This window comes from Arthrobacter sp. MMS18-M83, assembly GCF_026683955.1.
Classification (GTDB): domain Bacteria; phylum Actinomycetota; class Actinomycetes; order Actinomycetales; family Micrococcaceae; genus Arthrobacter.
On the sequence record NZ_CP113343.1, the window covers coordinates 937,176 to 956,425 of the forward strand.

At 64.4% G+C, this 19,250-nt stretch carries 18 protein-coding genes; 5 read left to right on the top strand and 13 right to left on the bottom strand.

Features of this window, described 5'->3' with window-relative positions:
- The first annotated feature begins 96 nt into the window (after positions 1-96).
- Positions 97-309: a hypothetical protein gene (locus tag OW521_RS04430; protein WP_268023294.1), complete on the top strand. Its 213-nt coding sequence runs from the start codon at positions 97-99 to the stop codon at positions 307-309.
- A gap of 440 nt (positions 310-749) precedes the next feature.
- On the top strand, positions 750-1,061 hold the full coding sequence (locus OW521_RS04435) for a thioredoxin family protein (protein WP_268023296.1): 312 nt from the start codon (positions 750-752) through the stop codon (positions 1,059-1,061).
- Positions 1,062-1,919: 858 nt separating this feature from the next.
- Here the strand turns inward: OW521_RS04435 and OW521_RS04440 are convergent.
- The 3 genes from OW521_RS04440 to OW521_RS04450 are packed head-to-tail and all read right to left on the bottom strand — an operon-like array spanning position 1,920 to position 6,246.
- Entirely contained in the window at positions 1,920-2,828 is a 909-nt protein-coding gene (locus OW521_RS04440; protein WP_268023298.1) for a GGDEF domain-containing protein, read from the bottom strand.
- Complete coding sequence (locus tag OW521_RS04445; protein WP_268023300.1) at positions 2,825-3,589, bottom strand: response regulator; 765 nt, start codon at positions 3,587-3,589, stop codon at positions 2,825-2,827. Before OW521_RS04445 ends, OW521_RS04440 begins: the two co-directional genes overlap by 4 nt.
- Positions 3,541-6,246: a PAS domain-containing hybrid sensor histidine kinase/response regulator gene (locus OW521_RS04450; RefSeq protein ID WP_268023302.1), complete on the bottom strand. Its 2,706-nt coding sequence runs from the start codon at positions 6,244-6,246 to the stop codon at positions 3,541-3,543. Before OW521_RS04450 ends, OW521_RS04445 begins: the two co-directional genes overlap by 49 nt.
- 506 nt (positions 6,247-6,752) lie before the next feature.
- Between OW521_RS04450 and OW521_RS04455 the strand changes: the two genes are divergently transcribed.
- Positions 6,753-8,816, top strand: coding sequence for a glycosyltransferase family 2 protein (locus OW521_RS04455; RefSeq protein WP_268023303.1), 2,064 nt, complete (start codon positions 6,753-6,755; stop codon positions 8,814-8,816).
- 543 nt (positions 8,817-9,359) lie between these two features.
- On the opposite strand, the gene OW521_RS04460 is transcribed toward OW521_RS04455, so the two are convergent.
- From OW521_RS04460 to OW521_RS04480, 5 genes are all read right to left on the bottom strand, one after another.
- Positions 9,360-9,887: a barstar family protein gene (locus OW521_RS04460; protein WP_268023304.1), complete on the bottom strand. Its 528-nt coding sequence runs from the start codon at positions 9,885-9,887 to the stop codon at positions 9,360-9,362.
- 254 nt (positions 9,888-10,141) lie between these two features.
- Positions 10,142-10,495, bottom strand: a complete 354-nt coding sequence (locus OW521_RS04465; RefSeq protein WP_268023306.1) for a transcriptional regulator — start codon at positions 10,493-10,495, stop codon at positions 10,142-10,144.
- 241 nt (positions 10,496-10,736) lie between these two features.
- Entirely contained in the window at positions 10,737-10,940 is a 204-nt protein-coding gene (locus tag OW521_RS04470; RefSeq protein ID WP_268023308.1) for a hypothetical protein, read from the bottom strand.
- Between the two features lie 385 nt (positions 10,941-11,325).
- Positions 11,326-11,856 (bottom strand): hypothetical protein, encoded by a 531-nt coding sequence (locus tag OW521_RS04475; RefSeq protein ID WP_268023310.1) that lies wholly within the window; start codon positions 11,854-11,856, stop codon positions 11,326-11,328.
- Between the two features lie 5 nt (positions 11,857-11,861).
- Entirely contained in the window at positions 11,862-12,299 is a 438-nt protein-coding gene (locus OW521_RS04480; RefSeq protein ID WP_268023312.1) for a hypothetical protein, read from the bottom strand.
- A 124-nt stretch (positions 12,300-12,423) separates the two neighbouring features.
- On the opposite strand from OW521_RS04480, the gene OW521_RS04485 reads away from it, so the two are divergent.
- A complete protein-coding gene (locus OW521_RS04485) occupies positions 12,424-13,434 on the top strand; it encodes a GlxA family transcriptional regulator (protein WP_268023314.1) in 1,011 nt (336 codons plus the stop codon).
- Between the two features lie 225 nt (positions 13,435-13,659).
- On the opposite strand, the gene OW521_RS04490 is transcribed toward OW521_RS04485, so the two are convergent.
- Complete coding sequence (locus tag OW521_RS04490) at positions 13,660-13,971, bottom strand: thioredoxin family protein (RefSeq protein WP_268023316.1); 312 nt, start codon at positions 13,969-13,971, stop codon at positions 13,660-13,662.
- Between the two features lie 189 nt (positions 13,972-14,160).
- Here OW521_RS04490 and OW521_RS04495 point away from each other — a divergent pair, with 189 nt between their 5' ends.
- Complete coding sequence (locus OW521_RS04495; RefSeq protein ID WP_268023318.1) at positions 14,161-15,897, top strand: putative bifunctional diguanylate cyclase/phosphodiesterase; 1,737 nt, start codon at positions 14,161-14,163, stop codon at positions 15,895-15,897.
- Between the two features lie 205 nt (positions 15,898-16,102).
- Here OW521_RS04495 and OW521_RS04500 read toward each other — a convergent pair whose 3' ends face one another.
- From OW521_RS04500 to OW521_RS04515, 4 genes are all read right to left on the bottom strand, one after another.
- The gene (locus OW521_RS04500) at positions 16,103-17,095 is read right to left on the bottom strand and encodes a beta strand repeat-containing protein (RefSeq protein ID WP_268023320.1); all 993 of its coding nucleotides are present in this window, start codon (positions 17,093-17,095) and stop codon (positions 16,103-16,105) included.
- Positions 17,096-17,192: 97 nt separating this feature from the next.
- Positions 17,193-18,173, bottom strand: coding sequence for a hypothetical protein (locus tag OW521_RS04505; protein WP_268023322.1), 981 nt, complete (start codon positions 18,171-18,173; stop codon positions 17,193-17,195).
- A 244-nt stretch (positions 18,174-18,417) separates the two neighbouring features.
- On the bottom strand, positions 18,418-18,675 hold the full coding sequence (locus OW521_RS04510; RefSeq protein WP_268023323.1) for a ParB family protein: 258 nt from the start codon (positions 18,673-18,675) through the stop codon (positions 18,418-18,420).
- A gap of 6 nt (positions 18,676-18,681) precedes the next feature.
- Positions 18,682-19,125: a hypothetical protein gene (locus tag OW521_RS04515; protein WP_268023324.1), complete on the bottom strand. Its 444-nt coding sequence runs from the start codon at positions 19,123-19,125 to the stop codon at positions 18,682-18,684.
- Between the last annotated feature and the right edge of the window lie 125 nt (positions 19,126-19,250).

Sequence of the window (19,250 nt, forward strand, 5' to 3'; positions counted from 1 at the left end):
AGTGGACACCAGACACGTAGACATGCGTCTGGCGCGCCCATAGAGTCGATATTGCTCCAGCACAGCGGCAGGGGCTGGGTATTGGAATGAGTCCTCATGACCAGCGCGCAAGTAGCTCTAACGCTCATCTTCATCGTCGGCGTACTGATGAGTGTCCCCTACGCCGTATTCGCGTCCCGCCACCCGCGTCAGGAAGGCGAGCCGCTGGGTTCCCGCCGGATCGCCCTTATTAGCCTGGCATTCACGGGCATCATGCTGGACGTAGGTCTAAGCGCTGCAATGTTTTCGATGTTGAGGCCTGGGGAGTGAAGGCCCGTTCGGTGGCGGTGCGCAGCAGGGACTGCCCATCCATGACGAACTGCGGATAGTTGGCCACTCGCCCCTGAGCCAAGGAGACAGCCGGGTCTTGGCGCGCCGGCTCCGCCCGGCCAGAGGTCCTCATCCTTGGCCGCGAACAGTCAAAGGAACCACGATTGATCGGTTCAACCGCGACGCGTCGCCGGTCGATCTGACACTCGTTGAGCCGATCGTCGTTGAAGTTGCCGCTGACGCTGCATGGTCTGGCGGGGCCTTCCGCCATGCTTTGCGCTTCCGTCGAGTCCGTCCGGAGTTGCATCCGGATGACGTCTCTTCACCCTTTGATACCGCCTGAATTCCGGGGTTCTTCAGTTCGAGGGTGGAAGCCCGGTCTTTGCCCTGCAAAGCAGACCTTGTGCAATTACTCACTGTTGTGAGCGGAGAATACTCACATGAGGATTGAACTGCTGTACATCAACGAGTGCCCGAACTCGGACGAAGCAGCCCGGCGCCTCGGCGTGGCTCTGGCCGCTTTGGGCCATCGAGGAACCACAATCCACATGCGGTTGATCGACTCTTCGGAGGACACCGTCGGCACCGGCTTCGCCGGATCCCCGACGATCGCCGTCGACGGAGCCGACATTTTCCCAGGCGGCGCAGTAGTCAGCGATCTCGCGTGCCGGATCTACCGAACCCCAAGCGGTCTGGCGGGCCTGCCGACCATTGACCAAATCAAGGAAGCCCTCACTAACCACGGACTTTAGGGGTCGCTGGGTGGACCCCAGCGGCTCGCCCGGGTTCCGGCGGCGCGCCGGTTCTTTTCTGTGGATGGCCGGGCGCTGGTTGTCCACAGTCCGCGGCTGGTCGGTCCGTGTGGTTGTGGGTATCGGGTGCGCAACGCACCGGGGCTGCGCGGGAGGGCCGGGTGGGTGTCGTTCCTGGCTTCTAGGATGGTTTCCCCACTGGGCGAAGGGGAAGGGGAAGCATGGAGGATGGACGGCGGCCGCGAGCCAGTGCCTGGCAGATTGCAGGCGTCTGGATCGCGGCTGCGGCGTTGCTGGTGACGGCGGCAAGGTTGGGTCTGGATGTGTGGCAGATGGCAGGTCATAGTCAGGGGTGCTGCTTGGTTAAGCAACCAGGGGCCGGCATGTGCCGGCCCCTGGTTGCTTCCTCTGCAAGGGAAATCTGTGGGTTCAGCTTAGCTGAACGGGTTGTTTCGTCCCGGCCTGCGGGCCGGCCCTGGTTCGGTAGTGCCGCCGGTCGGCAGGGGGTCCGGAGCTCTGCGACGGCACGCCCTGAACCCAACAGCTGTCCGCGCCAGCGGACGCCCGCCAACTGCTTGAAGCGCAGTGGAAACCAGCGCGAGCACAGCGAGCATGCACTTGGCCCTGAGTAGGGTGGGGGCATGAGCGATCCAGCTCCACACGCTGGTCAATGCCGCTCGCGTCAGATCAAGGAAGTGGTCCGCCCACCAGGCGTCCGGATCACTTCCGCCCGTCCCGGAGCAGATCCCGCTAACCCGAGAAGCCCGACGCTCAGAATCCGCAGTGCCGCCGACAGAGGCCGGGCTCGCCGACACGGTATGCCGCGCACGCGAAGTATGTCGACGGCGATCTTGTGTTTTACAGTGCCAGTTCCACCCTGTTCCGCCCGGCCGCCTTGGCGGCGTAGAGGGCCTTATCGGCCTCACCCAACAGGGTGTCGGCGTCGGCCCTGTGCCCGTCGGTGAACGCCGAGATCCCGGCACTGAGCGTGAGGTGCCCCGTCGGATCCCCGGAATGGGCTATTTTCAGCTCCCGGACCGTGTCCAGTGCGCGTTCCATAAACGCCTTGGCGCCTGGCTGCGACTGGTTGGGCAAAACCAGCAGGAACTCCTCGCCGCCGTACCGGTACAGGCCGTCGCTGCTGCGTGCCGCGGCGGCCAGTGCATCCGCTACGGACCGCAGCGCCACGTCGCCCGCCTGATGGCCGTAGATGTCGTTGTAGCTTTTGAAGTTGTCCACATCGCACATGGCCACGCAGTATTCCTCGGTATAGCGCTGGCTGCGGGCGTGCAGCTGCTCGAGGTCTTCAGAGAGCTTGAGCCGGTTGTGCAGGCCGGTGAGCGGATCGGTCCGCGCCTGCCGCGACAGCACTTTCCGGTAGTGCGCCAGATCGGCGTGCAGCGTGGTCACCCGCAGTGCCACCAGCAGCCGCGCATGCATGACGAACGGGTCAAGTGGCTTGGTGACGTAGTCGTCCGCTCCGGCCTCAAGCCCGGCCAGCACGTCGTCCCGGGACCCCTGCGAGGTCAGCAGCACGATGTACGTGTACCGATCCCCCTCCAGCGCCCGGATGGCCCGGCACAGCGCCAGCCCATTCAGGCCGGGCATCATCCAGTCCGTGACCACCACGTCCGGCTGCCGTTCCAGGTACAGCGCCCACGCCTCGTCGCCGTCCGTCGCTGTCAGGCAGTCGTGACCGGAACGCTCGACGGCGGCCCTGGCCACCAGGAGCGAGCCCGGATCGTCATCTGCTACCAGGACCTTCATGGTGCCGCTTCCAGCGCGGTGTCCAGTTCAGCATTTACCTGAACGAGTTCCGCCTCCACCTGGCTGACCAGTTGGGGGCCGCCGCCGGGCTTTCCCGTCGCTCCCATTTCCTCAAGTTGGCCGCACAGGGCTTCGACGACCGTGGCCCCGATATTGGCCGCGGAACCCTTCAGGGCGTGCGCGGCCTGTGCCAGGGCCGGTCCGCCGTCGTTCACGGCAGCGCGCAGTGCGGCGAGCCGGGAAGGTACATCCTTCCGGAACGCCTCCGTGGCAGCTGGCAGCAGGCCCAGGCCATCGTCGGGGCCGAGGTCGCGCAGGATGGCCAGCCGGGCCGGATCCAACGCCGGGGGACGCCCGCCCGTGAGCGCCAAAGGTTGCGGCGGCAACGCCTGCGCAGCCTGGATCGGGAATTCCGGGACCCAGTGGGCAAGGGTGGCCTCCAGTTCCGCGGCATCCACAGGCTTGGAAAGGTAGTCGTCCATGCCTGCGGCCAGGCAGCGTTCCCGGTCCCCGTCCAGGGCACCGGCGGTCATGGCAATGATGGGAACGATGTTGCGCATTCCATCCCGGTTGCGGATGATCCGGGTGGCGTCGAATCCGTCCATCACCGGCATGTGGCAGTCCATCAGGACGGCGTCGTAGCTTGTCCTTGAGGTGGCGGCCACGGCTGCGGCGCCGTCGGACACCACGTCCACCGCGTATCCGAACTTGGTCACTGTTGCCCGGGCCACCAGCTGGTTGACTTCGTTGTCCTCCACCACCAGGATGCGGCCACGGGACAGTTGCCGCGAGGACACCTGGGCGGCGGACTGTTCAACTGAGGCCGCGTGGGAGGCCTGGGGGGAAGCGGGGCGGCCGGCTGTTCACGGGTGGACATCAAACGGACCAGACGGTTATAGAACTCGGAGCTGCGGACCGGCTTCATGAGCCATTCCCGGACGCCGGCACCTGCGATGGCCGACGCATCGACCTGCATGGTGGACGTCAGAATGATCAGCTCGATGTCGGCCAGGCCGGGGTCGGCCTTGATGGCGCGGGCCAGTTCCAAGCCATCGGTGTCTGGCATGCAGAGGTCCAGCACGGCGAGGTCGAAAGGTTCCCCGGCCTTTGCCGCCTCGTGTGCCCGGAGCAGGGCTGCCCTCGCGTCCGGCACCGCCTCCGGCCGTAACTTCCAGCCGCGCAGCTGGGATTCCAGCACCAGCCGGTTGGTGGCGTTGTCGTCAACCACCAGGACGCGCAGTCCCGTGAGGAAGCCTGCCGCCGGGACCGGGTCAGTGGAGGGCGGGGCCACCGGCAGGGGAACCCGGAACCAGAACGTGCTGCCCTCACCCGGTGCGCTGTCAAGCCCGATCTCGCCCGCCATGGCCTCGGTGAGCCGACTGCAGATGGCCAGGCCCAGCCCGGTGCCGCCGTACCGGCGGGTGGTTGAGGCGTCCGCCTGCGAGAACGATTCGAACAGCCGGGCGTGGTGCAGGGGGTCGATGCCGATTCCGGTGTCCCGGACCTCAAAGTGGACCATGGCGGTGGCGCCGGGTTCGACGTCGGGTGCATCCACCTTGACCCGGATGGACACCTCTCCGGACGCCGTGAACTTCACGGCGTTGAAGGCCAGGTTCAGCATGATCTGGCGGATCCGGCCGTTGTCGCCCTCCAGCCTGGCCGGCACGCCGGGTTCGCAGTAGGCAATGAGCTCAAGGTTCTTGGCCTGCGCGGGCTCCGTCACCAGGGCTGCCACTTCCTCGACGAGGATGCGGGGGTCGAAGGGCCGCACATCGAGGTCCACCTTGCCGGCCTCAAGCTTGGAAAAGTCCAGGATGTCGTTGATGAGGGTCAGCAGCGCCTCACCGGCGCCCTTGACACCTTGCGCATACTGCGTCTGGGTTTCGTCCAGGGAGGTCTCCAGCAGCAGGGCGGTCAGTCCCACCACGCCGTTCATGGGCGTGCGGATCTCGTGGCTCATGGTGGCCAAGAACTCTGACTTGAGCCGGCTGGCTTCCAGTGCGGCTTCACGGGCCGCCCTCAGCTCGTCCTCGGCGGCCCGGCGCAAGGTGATGTCCCTGGAGATGACCGCGACGCCACGGAGGGCTCCATCTTTGAGGATGGGGGAAATGGTCAGGGACACCGCAATGACGGTCCCGTCCTTCCGCATGTGTTCGGTCTCGAAGTTCACCGCTTCGCCGCTTTCGCGAAGCTGCTTGAACACCGCCTCATCGTCGATGCTGCTCCCCGGGGGCAGGACGAAACGCCCGTCACGGCCGATTGCCTCCTCAGCCGTGTAGCCATACTGCCGCTCCGCTCCCGGGTTCCAGCTGGTGATGATGCCTTCCGGTGTCGTGCTCAGGATGGCATCGCTGGAAGCGTTGACGATCGCGCCCAGGCCCTCAAGCTCCGCCGTGCGGACCCCTACCTCCCGCTCCAGGCCGGATGTGAGCGTGATGTTTTCGAAGATGATCAGCACCTGGCGGACCAGCACGATGACCAGCACCGCGGCGCCGACCACCAGGATGAACGGGGCGAGTTCGCTGACATGGGGAGCGGCGGCGAGAAACATGGCGGCCGTGACGGGCACGTACGGCAGGAGTTCCAGTGCCAGGGTGTACGTCTTGCGCTCCGGGGCCGTGCCCTCCACATTGGGGGCCAGCGGCGCGAGGGCGATCAGCAGGAATGCCGCGATCCAGCCCAGTGCCAGCGGCGAACCGGAGACGCCCGTGACGCCCTCGAACGTCAGCCGGACATAGATGCTGTCAGTCACGGTGAGAACCAGCAACCCCCCGCCGAGGCAGATCCAGGGCAGGCGCTCCCCGGGCTGACGGCGCATTGCCAGCGACAGGACCAGCGATGTGATGACCACGTCCACCACGGGGTAGGCCATTCCTGTCAGGTGTGTCAGGAAATCGCCGTTGTCGGAGCTGATAGCCGAGCCGAGTACCGTGAACCAGCTGACCACCAGTACAGAGCCTGCTATCACGGCGGCGTCCATAACTGTCCGGAGCACCGCCGTCCGGCTGGCGCGCTGCCGTTTGAAGCTGAAAAGTGCGATGACCGTAGGCACCGCATAGGCCAAATAAAGGGCATCGGCCAATGACGGGAAGGGGTACACATGGTTGTTGCTCAGGCCGAAGTAGGTCCACAACACCTGGCCGGCCGCCCACGTGAAGGCTGCCGCGGCCATGAAGCCCCAGCCTTTGGCGTTCACGCCGCCGCGAAGCGCAGCCCGGCCGCAGCTGGCGCCTGCAAGCAGGCCAGCGAAGAGGATCGAAAAATCACCGGTCACCAACGCCGGAGGAGTGCCAGGGTTGGCGGCTAAGTAAAGCCCAAGCGGGATCAGCGCCACAGCAGCAAGCAGGACCAGCCAACCCATCGTGGCCTTGCTCCCGCCTACTGCGGGCCGATGTTCCAGGAGACCGTTCTGAGACACGTGGAGCCCTCCCCATAGGTGCGCCCGTAACCCACGCGAAGCTGAGACCCGGGGCCGCCCGAGACCTGGGCGGAAAGCGCACCCTTATGCTAACCCTCACGACTCAAGAACGTGATGGGCCATGTCCTCCGTGCCGATGGAGGGTGGTGCTGCGCACAGGCTGGATCGGACCATGGGAACTGCATCACCCGGTCCGCGTAAGTAGTTGGGGCGGGACAACGTATTCACTGAGGATTTTTTCTCGCACCGAAATTTTAGCCCCCGGTGCTGCGGTTCATCAAAAGCCGCGGAGCAAGCCTCGTGCGGGCAAAGGCGGCAGCGCATAGTAGCCCCTAAACCAGCCAGCTGACTTGAGAGTGGCCGCAGGGGGATGTCTTTCCCAAATCCTGTGGCTTCTCGGCGTTAAAGCTGGGGCGATGCTGCGGCCAGCCGGGGATGATGGGGGGAGCCCATGCAAAAGCGTCGGGCGTCCCGAAAAACAAAAGAACCGACAGCAGGGGAACTGCATGCGCTCCGCCAATACTGCCGAACATACCCGCGTTCCGGCGCGTATCAGAAGCCGGCGGTCCCTCGCCGCCAAGGATCTGTCCAGGGCCGGCCTCGCAGGCTGGGTCATGCAGATGGGAGCCCCTTCAGTTGAACCGGTCCGGTCACGGCGGATGGCGCGCATCGGCGGGGTGACCGCCGTCGTCGCCCTGATCATGTACCTGACGTGGCGGGCGGTATTTACGCTCCCGGCCGGAGACTGGAACATGGCCATCGCAGAGATCCTTTTGAGTTTCGAGGCACTTCCTCTGGCGGGCATGATCCTAAACGTCATCACGCTGTGGAGCATCGACAGTCCTGCGCCCGCTCCCGTCACGGAGCCGACCGCCGGCATGCGGGTCGCGGTGCTCATTCCGACGTACAACGAACCACTGGAGGTCATTGCCCCGACCATCGCAGCTGCCTGCGCCTTGGCGCCGGTCCACGAAACGTGGGTCCTGGATGACGGCGACCGGGACTGGGTCCGGCAGCTCTGCCGGAGCTACGGAGCCCGGTACGTCCGGCGCGACGTTCACGACCATGCCAAAGCCGGCAACATGAACCATGCGCTGGACCTGATGGCCCGCGAAGAGGCCGGCGGCGCCCCGGCCATCGACATCATCGCCGTCCTGGACTGCGACCACGTGCCGCTGCCCGCGTTCCTGACGGCCACCCTCGGCTGGTTCAACGACGAAGAAATCGCCCTCGTTCAGGGACCGCAGTCCTTCTACAACGGCGGGGCGTTCGACGACGACGGCGTCACCGGCGAGCAGGGCCTGTTCTTCAACGTCCAGATGCGCGCGCGCAGCGCCTCCGGGGAGGGACCCTTCTGGTGCGGCTCAACCTCGTTCCTCAGAGTCAGTGCATTGCGTGAGGTGGGGGGCGTTGCCACCGACACCATCACCGAGGACATGCACACCACCCTGAAACTGATCCGCGCCGGCTGGAAGACCGCGTATCACCACCAGACACTCGCCCTGGGGCTGGCGCCGGACACCCCCGAACAGTACCTGCTGCAGCGCCGCCGCTGGGGCATGGGTGCCATGCAGATCCTTGCCCACGAGCGGCTCTGGACTGCGAAGAGCTGGATGTCGTGGCGGACCTACCATGAATACCTCAACGGCACCCTGTGGTGGCTCGAGGGAATCGCCACCCTGGTGGCCTTCTTCATCCCGGTGCTCATGCTCGCCTCCGGGGCGCAGACCTCCACGGCGCCGCCCCTGATGTTCGCCGCAGTCTTCCTGGCCACGTTTTCGGCCCGTCTGTGGGGCGCAAAAAGGCTGATGCGCCACCAGATCCACTGGCCCACAGCATTCGCCCTGCGGATCTTCCGCATCCCGGTAGGCATCGCCTGCCTCTGGTGGCTGATTTCGCGGAAGACGCTCAAGTTCGAGGTCACCCCCAAAGGCGCAGCCCACGCTCGCCTGAAAGGAAGCGCACCCCGCATCCTCATTGTCCTGCTGGCCATCGTCGGCGCGGTCCTGCTCTACGCCGGTGCGGGGTCCCTCGGCTGGGTCCCGTGGCGGACCGGCCCGGCGTCCACCGCCGCCGCGTGCTCCTGGCTGATCCTGGCCGCGGTCGTGCTCGCCCTCGGCATCCGCCGGATCCACGCTGCCAAATACTCGACGTCACGCCGCAACGCACACCGGATCAGCGTCCCCGTTACTGTAAAAGTCAACGGGGTCGCTACGGAACTGAGGGACATCTCGGTGGGCGGAGCATCCGTGGTGCTCCCGCTCCCGATGCTGTCCGGAGGGGCACATACCGTCCGGTTCCAACTTCCGGGGGCAGATGTCCTCGACCTCGAGGTGGTTTCGCTCACCCAGGCCGGCGACGGCTCCCAAATCGTGACCCTTAAGACGACGGACCGCGACTGGGACGCCTACCGGACGCTGTCGATGTGGCTTTTCCACACACCTGAGGGCGCCATACCCCACTTCCCGGCCGGCGTCCCCGCCGTGGCCTCCACACTCACCGCCCCGCCCCCACTGCCAGGCATGGCGATGAACGAAGCTGTCAAGGGCCCCACGACGAACTCCCGCTGACGGATAACAGGATGCGCACACACGCGCACAGTGTCACCTCGGACTAACCGCTTCGATCGAATACTCAGACGTTTCGGAAACACACGACGGAACGCCCGTTACTAGATCCCCTGCGGGCTGTCGGGTGTCATCCGCTGGGGAGGATCGACATGTCCGTCGACGGGTGGGAGAGTGTGCAATGTCATTCTTTCCGGAGGTTGAACGGGCGGTGGAACCGCGTCCAAGTCTTTGGTGTGTACCCGGGCAATAGACGGGATGCTGCACTGGTCGCGTTCTAATTCATAGACTGATGGGCAATCGGGGTGGAAAGTGTGAAGCCTAAGGTTCTAATTTCACTTGGGTGCGCGCTGGCACTGATTGCGGTGGCAGCTCGCACCAGAACCCGGACAAAACCAAGGGGGAATTGTGTCCCATATCAGGGCTTGGCGTAGCCACCAGATACCCATTCCGGCAATCCGACCTCAACCCTCACGATGTGCGCTTGAGGATCCTCCACCGGGACGGGGGACTGATCGTTTCGGTGACGGCGCCGCGCGTGCTCGACTAGTCGCCAGTGTCCACTCGTGGCGCGAGCCGCTTCGAATCAAGCCACTCCTCGTCATTCCAGAGGACAGGTGTGGCGCCGACTGGATCAAAACTAATCCTGGGATCATTGCTCTGCGCAAGGCAGACCATCCTGTGCCCGAATAGAGCCGCTTCGCGGGAGCGCTGGGCGATGATATCCAGAAGGGTCTGCGCCGCCCGGGGACAAGCCAATGCGAAGGCGTCGTATCCGAGGAACGCCAGCACGAAGTCATGCGAGATGACATCCCGAAGGCAGTCATTCAGGGCGTCTAAGTTATGGCCGTAGTAGCTCGGGAAATCAAGCGTCTCGGAGATCGCCCCGTGCATTTCCGCCTCGCTTGACCACGATGATGCGTCCAAAATAGTGACCTGGTAGCCTTGTTCGGCCAGCCATGTGGTTGTCTCATCGAACACATGCCGCCGATAGAACAACGAGACCGCCGTATTAATCAATAGGCGGAAGTCTAGATCGTGCTCAAGATCTGCCTCGGAGTCGAAAGCATTCATGCAGAGATCTTACGGTCCTTCGCCTGATGGCCAGCCTCGAGGAATTGGAGACGACCCCGGCGAGTCGAGAGACACGGGATCGGCACCGACCGAGTCATAAAATGGCCAAGTCCGCCCGGTAGCCGATCCCTTACCGGACGCTCAGCGGAGAGGATGACATTTGCGTCCGAAGCGCCCTCAAAGCCCTGCGTGAATCGTCCCCACAACTTGCCCTCTGAGGTCACCTTGCTCATGCTGACACTAGGCATCTGAAATTAGGAGTGCTGCGCCAGTTGCGGGAACTTGCTCTCCCACAACTCCCTACAACGCACAGGCAACATCAGCTCGTTCCACACCCGCACCAAAAGGCCGGCGTTCATCAGCTCAACCTGGTCCGCTCGTGCACCCTCCCGCAGGATCGCCTGAAAAGCCTTGATCACGCCCTCCGGTTCGCTTAGATCACACTCGGCCTTAGGACCCCAGTACACATGCTGCGGCAGGGTCAGGATGCCTTCTGCCGGGCCGCGCAGGTCTTCGAGGCGTTCGGGCGCTTCGTAGGAGATCACGTCCTGGATGAGGACCCGCGGTTCGCTGTGGTGCCCCGCGGTCCTGGGCTTGAGGGTGGTCATTTCGTGTCTCCTACTAGCGCGTCGCATCTCCTATTAGCGCGGCTGGTTGTTCCCGCTGGACTCAGGTTACCAAGCTGCACGAAACTCAATACAGATCCGCATCGTTCGCTTTCCGGTTTCGTGCAGTGTTTCGTGCAAACGCAGTCAATCTGCTTCCCCGGATTTCCGGGGCCTCGAAAAACGCTCCCGGACCCCGGTGGTGCCTGCACGTAAACGACCGTTACTGGTCACGCTCACTGACTTAGGGTGCCTCGTCCTGCAGCAGCTCATCGATCACTGCTCGCGCCATCTCCCGGCTGCCCCAAATCCACTCGGCCGCGAACTCATGGATGCGTGGATCATCCCAGTTTGCTGCCATTACCCCCAGCGCCGGACGGGTCTTGGCCCTGCGTGCAACATCGGACTTACTTAGGCCGGCGAGCTCTGCGACAGCCCGCTGACTCATTCCCGAGTCAAGTAACAAAGCCACAGCCTGGGACTGGGCAACATCCGCTAAGAGGTTTGCCCTGATCCTCAAAAGCCGGGCCTGGGTAATCGCACGGGCCGCTACCGCTTCAAAATCCAATTTCTGAGTCATATACCCACCGTACCAGAAGTGCCCCAAGTTTGGGGCACTTCTGGTACACGTTGCACGGGTGGTTGTAGTAACCCCCCGTCTCCGTGCATTTGATCGCGCGGGTCTTACGTAAATGGTCGCAACCAGCAATTCGCGCGGGGCCCGGCCGGCGGGCTACCACGGCACTGCGATCGCCTGCCTAACGGGCCTTCTGCTTTCTTCCCGCTTAGGCGTTTCCTGCGTTCTAGCTAGGTATCGCGCTGCATTTCCGGGCCTATGAGGTCTTTGATGAAGCCGCGTCAGCGCTAGAAAGCAACTCGTTTCGGCGTGTAAGCAGCTGCCAAAAAAGCATCACGGCGGTAATCCACAGGACTGGAACGTAAACGGCGAGGATGATCCATGACCAGTTGCTGGCCGTGTCAATCAGATGGCCGCTGATCCCTACCATCGTGGCGGACACCAGATCCGCGGTCCCTATGATCGCCGTTGCCCAAACTAGGACCCTAGCCGCTCCTCCCAACTCACGGCGTAGTGCCGCAATCGAGATCAGAGCCAGCACGGCAGTGACCAAATCTCCGAACGCGATCGTCTGCAGCGTTCCGCTGCTTGCGTTCAGGCCTCCCACGGCGCCTGCGCTGAAGATTTGCAGCGCGACGTAGCGGAAGGCATGGAACCAAAGCAGGATGGTGAGCGCCCCGGCGAGTGGTTTCCGCTTGAGGGCAGGAGCAAGATACCAAAGCGCGACCAGGGTGAACGCGATAAGAGTGAGTAGCGAGGCGATGAGGTTGGCAGCGAGAAGGTCCATCGGAGTCAGCCCACCAGCCATTTCATGGCACTCTCTCGGGTCCGGAACCATTGGGTGGGAAATTGGGCGGCCGGCCCATCGAAGACAGGGGCAGCGCCGGATTCAGCTGTCGGTCCCGGGTATCCCTCGGGCATCACGAAGGCGAACTTCTGCACACCAGCGTTGTTATAACGCGGGATGACCCTTGCGTCCCGCCAGGACATCGCGGCCTCCCGGTCTTCAAAGCCATGACGGAAAGAAGTGGCATCGATCAGGATCGCGGTTACGTCGGCGGCCGCTGCCTCTGCTGCCAGCATCATGAGGCCGGTCATCCAGTCCTCGTCGGACATGGCAGAACTTGTCTGCAGCCAAGTCAGTTCCAGGACGGGATGCTGCGCATGCCTGACAACATATCCAAATCTGTAGCGGGCCAATTCCTCAGGGGCGTTGATTTCAGTATTCACATTCTCGACGTTATGTCCCTGCCACCCTCGTCGGCCAGTGTCCAATCAGACAACCTTGGGGCCTAATCGGACACGACTTTGTCCTGCCGTCATGTGCCCCTGTAGGCGGTGGTTGAATGAAGGAATGGTTCGTGTAGTTGTGATTGCCCCCGCTGAGACCGCGTCAATCACCATGACGGGGCTGTTCGATGTCATCGGCAAAGCCGACAGGGCTTTCGGCGCGTTGGAAGGCCGTCCGGGAAGGGACACTGTCTTCGACGTGAAACTGGCGAGCCTCGACGGGAGACCAGTCCATTACCAAGACAGGGTGACGGTCAACGTGGACCTCGCCGCTGAGGAAGTTAACGCCCCGGATCTAGTGATTGTCCCGGGCCTGGATGACGATCTCGGCCCTTCGTTCGCGCTCAACGCCGCATGGGCTCCATGGCTGGCCCGATGGCACGCCGCCGGGTCCGTCGTCGCCTCCAGCTGCAGCGGGGCCTTCCTGATCGCAGAAGCCGGCCTGCTCAGCGGCCGCACGGCCACGACACACTGGCTCTACGCTGACGAGTTCCGTCGCCGGTTCCCGGCAGCGCGGCTCGCCGTCCAACGCCTGATCATCGACCACGGCGACGTGATTACCAGCGGCGGAGCGACAACCTTCCTTGACCTTGCCCTCTACTTGGTTGAGCGGTTCGCCGGCCGGGAGCGGGCTAACGCGGCCGCCAGGGTTCTGTTGATCGACGGCGCCCGCACCAGCCAGCTGCCCTACGTGACGAACGGAGCGGGGTACCGGGACCACGACGATGATTTGGTCCGCAAGGCCCAAAACCTCATCGACGCCAAATTGTCAGGATCAATTCGGGTCGAAGACCTGGCCGGGAACGTCGGACTCAGCAGCCGCACGCTCGCCCGACGCTTCCACGACGCCGTCGGACAGGCACCACAGGCGTACATCCAGTACTGCCGCGTCGACACTGCCCGCAGGCTCCTCGAGACCGGCGACTCGCCGATAGAGAACATCCGACGCCAGGTTGGCTATAGCGACCCCACGGCATTCCGGCGCGCATTCAAAGAACAAACCGGCCTCGCCCCCTCCGAATACCGGGACCGATACGGCTGGACCGCCGATGCGGGCACAGACCACTTGACCTAGACCCTTTATTGGACCGAGGTCAGCAAGCTTCTGAGCGTCCGATGAGTGAAGCCCCTGCATGATGGCGTTGACCCCATCCCCGCGTTTGATGAGGTCCGGGCTTTCCCCGCAGCCGCTCTCATCACCGCAGCCATTCACTGCCAGGACAATGGCGGTAGTTCGCGGAATCGAAGGCGCCAACGCTGAACCGTGTCCGGCCCCTCGGCACGAAGCGCCGCTTGTCCCTCAGAGCCCGTGACTCCTGAGGGCTTCCTTGATTTGATCAACCGTCGGCACGCCCACCAATCCGCGCGGGGTCCGGTATAGCCTGCAAGTGAGGTCGTTGGCTGCTGCACCATCGGGGAAGATGTCGGTTCCGTCGATGGTGATCGTTGGTGATCCTGCGAAGGCGGTCCCGATGGTGTCCTCCGAGGATTCCATCAGCCGCCTGTGGATTGCTGCGCCGCCGTGACCCAAGGCGGTCAGAGCGGCACCCAGGTGCCGTGCTGCTTCATCCGTGTTGGGGCAATCACTGATGTGAAGCAGTTCGATCTCCATGGAACCATTCTCCAGCTCTCAGTGTGCCCGTGGAGCGTGCGGATTATCGACCGGTCGGTTCCCGGCACAGGAACCGACTCCTGCGGAGTCGGTTCCATAGGTTTCATGTTGCCGGAATGCAACCTATTGTTCATCCGCCGGCAGTGAACCCGGTGTCCGTGCGCGGCCCTGGCGTGATAACAACAGTCAGTGAGGGACACTGAAAGCACTGCGACGCCGTACAGCCAGCAAAATGTCCTAGTGCTCGGGCAGCTCGGGTTTGAGGCGATTGTTCTGCCAGGTTCCACCCAGGCCCTTGACGTCGACGAACTCTTCCGGGCCGACAGCAGCCTCCGTGGTGTAGTGATAGATGGCCCGGCCGGTCCGGCGTTGCTGAGCCGGGATCAGCTCGAATACAAGATGTCAGGCCGTCTTGGGTTCGGCCGCGCCCTCCATGCCCGCGCCACGGCCGCGGACATGCTGGGCGCGTCCCATTTCTCGGTCCCGGACGCGCTCGGGATGTCCGAGGCGGTCGCGGTCATCCTGGAAAGGCCCGAAGCGACCCGTTACCAGGATCTGCTCGTCGTCGGCGAGGGCGCACCCCGGATCGTGCCCGTCTCGGAAGTCTTCGAAGGCCTGTCGGCTGTTTTCCGGCATGCTTCCCTGCATGATCCGCTCACGGGCCTGCCGAACAGGCGCATGCTCGAGCTCGAAGTGCCGGCCCTGACCCGGGACACGCCCAGGTCCCGGGTAGGGATCCTCTTCATCGATCTGGACGATTTCAAGGGCGTCAACGACACCTACGGGCACCGGGCCGGGGACATCGTCCTCGCCGAATTCGCCGCCCGCCTCTCCGGATGCGTCCGGGACGGAGACACCGTGGTCCGGCTTGGCGGCGATGAGTTCGCCGTGCTGTTGGTCGGTGTGGATGAAGACGAGGCCGGAGCCGTCGCCGACCGCGTGCTCGAATGCATGGACGAGCACTTCGTCGTGGACGGCCAGCACCTGGACGTCACCGCCACGCTCGGCCTGGCCATGGGCAGTGATGTCCCCGACGATGATGCCTTGAGCCGGCTCGAGGCAGTCCTGCGGCACGCCGACGATGCGATGCTCAACGCCAAACAGGCCGGCAAACGCCGCGTCGGACGGATCTGCCCCACGGTCGATGCGGCCGGGATAACCCGCGAAGCGCTCATCCGCAGACGGCTTCCCGATGCTCTTCGGGACGGCACGCTGAGCCTGCAGTACCAGCCCCTCAGGGACCTGGCCACGGGCGAGGACCATGGCGTCGAGGCCCTGGTGCGCTGGACGGACCCTGAACTGGGCCAGGTCCCGCCGACCGAGTTCATTCCCGTCGCCGAACATACCGGGGAGATCCTCAGGATCGGTGCCTGGGTCATCGACCGGGCCTGCGCGCAGGCAAGGCTGTGGTCCGATGCCGGAACTCCGCTGAGGATCGCGGTGAATGTTTCACCCCTGCAATTGGCATCGGGCACGCTGGTCGGCGACGTCCTGGACGCACTGGCCAAGCACGGTGTCCCGGCCGACCTCCTGGAAATCGAAATCACCGAAGGGACCGCCATAGAAGATATGCCCGGGGCCGCGGCGCAACTGCAGCAACTGATCGACGCCGGTGTCGGGGTAGCCCTGGATGATTACGGGACCGCGTACTCCACCCTCGCGCTGCTCCGGGCCCTTCCCCTGACGACCGTCAAGATCGCCAAGTCCTTCATCGACGAGATCGACACGGACGCACGGGCAGCGGCCATCGTCAACGGACTCATCCATGTCCTGCAAGCCGCAGGAGTCAAAACAACAGCCGAGGGCGTGGAGCGGACCGCGCAACTCACCGCACTTCGCGGAATGGCCTGCGACACCGCCCAGGGCTACCTGATCTCACGCCCGGTAGCACCGGCCGACGTCCCCGCAGCCAGTTGCCGTCGATGAACTTCAGCCTGACCTGCATCGCGGGCGCGTGCGCTGCCGCGTCACGGACCAGCCCCCAAAGTCTCTGACGCCCGCTGCCGAGTCTCACAAACCGTAGGTGGTGGCTCATTGCGTTCCACCTGGCTGTCGGACATTTTGCTGCGCCGTCAGGAGGCATGGGAAGGGGCCGGACGCCGATTCCGGCGCCCGGCCCCTCGAGGCGGGGTTAGCCGCCGATGATGCCGGTGCTGGTGCCGTTCGTGCTGTTCTGCACGGTGCTGGCGATGCCGGCGTTGGCTCCCAGGTTCAAACCGAGGTTCGAGGCCGAAGCGACGGACCCGCGGTCAGTGCTGGTGCCGTTCGTGCTGTTCTGCACGGTGCTGGCGATGCCGGCGTTGGCTCCCAGGTTCAAACCGAGGTTCGAGGCCGAAGCGACGGACCCGCGGTCAGTGCTGGTGCCGTTCGTGCTGTTCTGCACGGTGCTGGCGATGCCGGCGTTGGCTCCCAGGTTCAAACCGAGGTTCGAGGCCGAAGCGACGGACCCGCGGTCAGTGCTGGTGCCGTTCGTGCTGTTCTGCACGGTGCTGGCGATGCCGGCGTTGGCTCCCAGGTTCAAACCGAGGTTCGAGGCCGAAGCGACGGACCCGCGGTCAGTGCTGGTGCCGTTCGTGCTGTTCTGCACGGTGCTGGCGATGCCGGCGTTGGCTCCCAGGTTCAAACCGAGGTTCGAGGCCGAAGCGACGGACCCGCGGTCAGTGCTGGTGCCGTTCGTGCTGTTCTGCACGGTGCTGGCGATGCCGGCGTTGGCTCCCAGGTTCAAACCGAGGTTCGAGGCCGAAGCGACGGACCCGCGGTCAGTGCTGGTGCCGTTCGTGCTGTTCTGCACAGTGCTTGACAGTCCAGCGCCCGCACCGAGGTTCAGACCCAGGTTTGAAACGCTCCCGAAGTTCCCGCGGCTGCCGTTCCAGCCGTTGGTGCTGTTGGTGTTGTTCTGCACCATGCTGGACAGGTCAGCGCCGGCGCTAAGGTTTACGCCCAGGGCAGAGGCAAAGCTGTCCCGGTTGTTCGTCATGGAGTGGGAGCTGACGCTGGACCCGGCACGGGTGCTCAGGTTCTGGTGTGTGCCGGTGTCGGCCGACGCCATTCCGGCTCCGGCGCCGAGCACAAGGACTCCGCCGGCGAAAGCGGTGCAAAGGGTTTTACGGACGAATGATTTCATGGTGTTTTTCCTCACGTGAAATGAATGGTGAACCGGCATGGTGCCGGTCTGCCTGCAGGCGTGCCGCGGAAAGCAGGGCGCGGACGCTTGGGCGTCATCAATCGGGTGAGAAACCGGTCTCCTGCGCAGGTGTCCCCGGTAGGACGAAGCTGAAAACGGAGCCGACCCCGTCCCGGGTCACGGGCAGAACGAAGCGGTAGCCGAGATCGGCAACAGCCATCTGGCCGGCCGGGGCTGTATTGCCGGCCCCGGATTGGCCCTGGCTGCCCGTGTTGGACACTGGCGCGGGCAAAACGAAGGGATCGTCCCCGCCCCGAGCCGGGGACGGGCGCTGAAGGGGGCTGCCCTGACCTGTCATGGAAAGCAACGGGGCCGAGTGGCCGCGTGTGGAAGTGAGAGGGAACGACGCCGGAAGAGAGCCCGTCGGGACCGCAGCTGGACCGCCGGCGGCGGGCTGCCGGGGCGTCAAAGCACCCTCAGCGGTCCCGCTGACAGGGGTTTCGACAGCCCCGGCCGAAGCGGGAAGCGAGGTCACCGGCGGGGCAGTCACGCCGGTAAGCGGAACTTGAACAAGCGGTTGTTCAAGGGGAGGCAGCAGGCTCAATGCGCTGCCCGTCAGGCTGTTCGCCGGGCCGGAGACCGGCTGAATGGCATCCGTGACCAGTTGCGTGACCGGGGCAATCGGTGCCGTAAGTGCACTGGGAAGGGGAGGAATCACCTGCGTTGCCTGCTTGGTCAGTTCTGCCACGGGTGCCAGGACCGGGGTAACGGCGTCCGTCACCGGCGTTGTGGCTACCGGGTTCTGCAAGATCGGGGCCAGGAGTGCAGGGGCCTGCGCGGCGGGGACGGGCGGTGCCGGGGGGTGGGCCGGGGTGACGAGCGATGTGACCGGTCCGGCAAGGGAAGGCAGGAGGCCGCCGGCTGCTGCAGGTTGCGGCTGGCTCAAGGAGCCGGTGGCAGGGGATGATTCAGCGGCCTGGGCTGTGCCGGCGCCGAAAATCAGCCACATCACCACGAACAGTCCGCTGACCAAAAGCAAGCGAACAGCCGAAAGAGGATTGATGCCTATCCGGTCCATTCCACCTCCAATCAGCCCGCCGTCGCGATAGCCGTTGCCGTCCTCCGACACCCTGGAACTCGCAAAAAGCGTCGTGAGTTGCTCGCTGTTTCATAAGGGATTCGGTGACACACGCCGCCTGGATGGGTCACTCTTCAAATAAACACACAGGCTTGACCAGGAGTTGCTGATGCTCTGGTCCGTTTCTGTTGCGCCCGGCGGGGTCCGCGAGCACGGGAGCAGGGCGTGGGGTCGGGGAACCCGCTTAGGCCTTGTGGCGGGATAGTTCGTCTTTGGTGCGCCGGCCGGTGCGGGCGCTCCCCGGCGGTTGCGGTTCCCAGGGTTTGCCGTTGTTGTGGCGGCGCTGCATCCGGCGGACTTCTTTGAGGGTTGCGGCTTCGATGAGTTCCGAAATGGACGCGTACCCTTCGTCTTGGCCGGCGGCCGTGAACGCTGCCCGGACCTGGCCGGCGTCTTCGGCGGTGAAGTATGGGGAAAAGCTTTCGGGTTTGGCTTTGCTCACGGAGACTTACGCCTCGTTCCCCTTCGGCCACGGGTACAACGTCGTGAGATGTGTGAAGGCTTTCGGTGTGCCCGCCTCATCGAAGGTCATGCCTGAGTGCTCGTGGCTTCCGCCGGCGTGGGACACGGCGGCAAGCACGAGCTCCAGGTTGTCTCGGTCCAGGCCGGGCAGGACGTCGGAGAGGATCACCGGCTCTCCCCCGCCAAGGGAAGCGGCGAGCAGCAGGAATCGCCGTTCACCGCCGGAGAGCGCACCTACGTGCTCGGGAATCGAATCGAAGTCGATCCAGGCACGAATCTGATGGGGTCCTTCTGGTGTCTTGCTGGCGCCGATCCAGGGGTTGCCCGGGGCGGCGAAACGACCATTGAAGGCACGGAGGAGCAGCTCGGTGCCGGCTTCGATCGCGTACACGCCTTTTGCCCAGGCGCGGAGGTCATCTGCATGCGTCATGGTCTTGTCCTTCTGGCAGTTATTGTGCGGCGCGGGTGAGGGCGGTTTTGGCCTGGTTCCTGTCGTCGCCGGCTCGATGGCGGCTGTCAGGGCCAGCATATGCGCCGGCCCCGACGTTTGGAGGG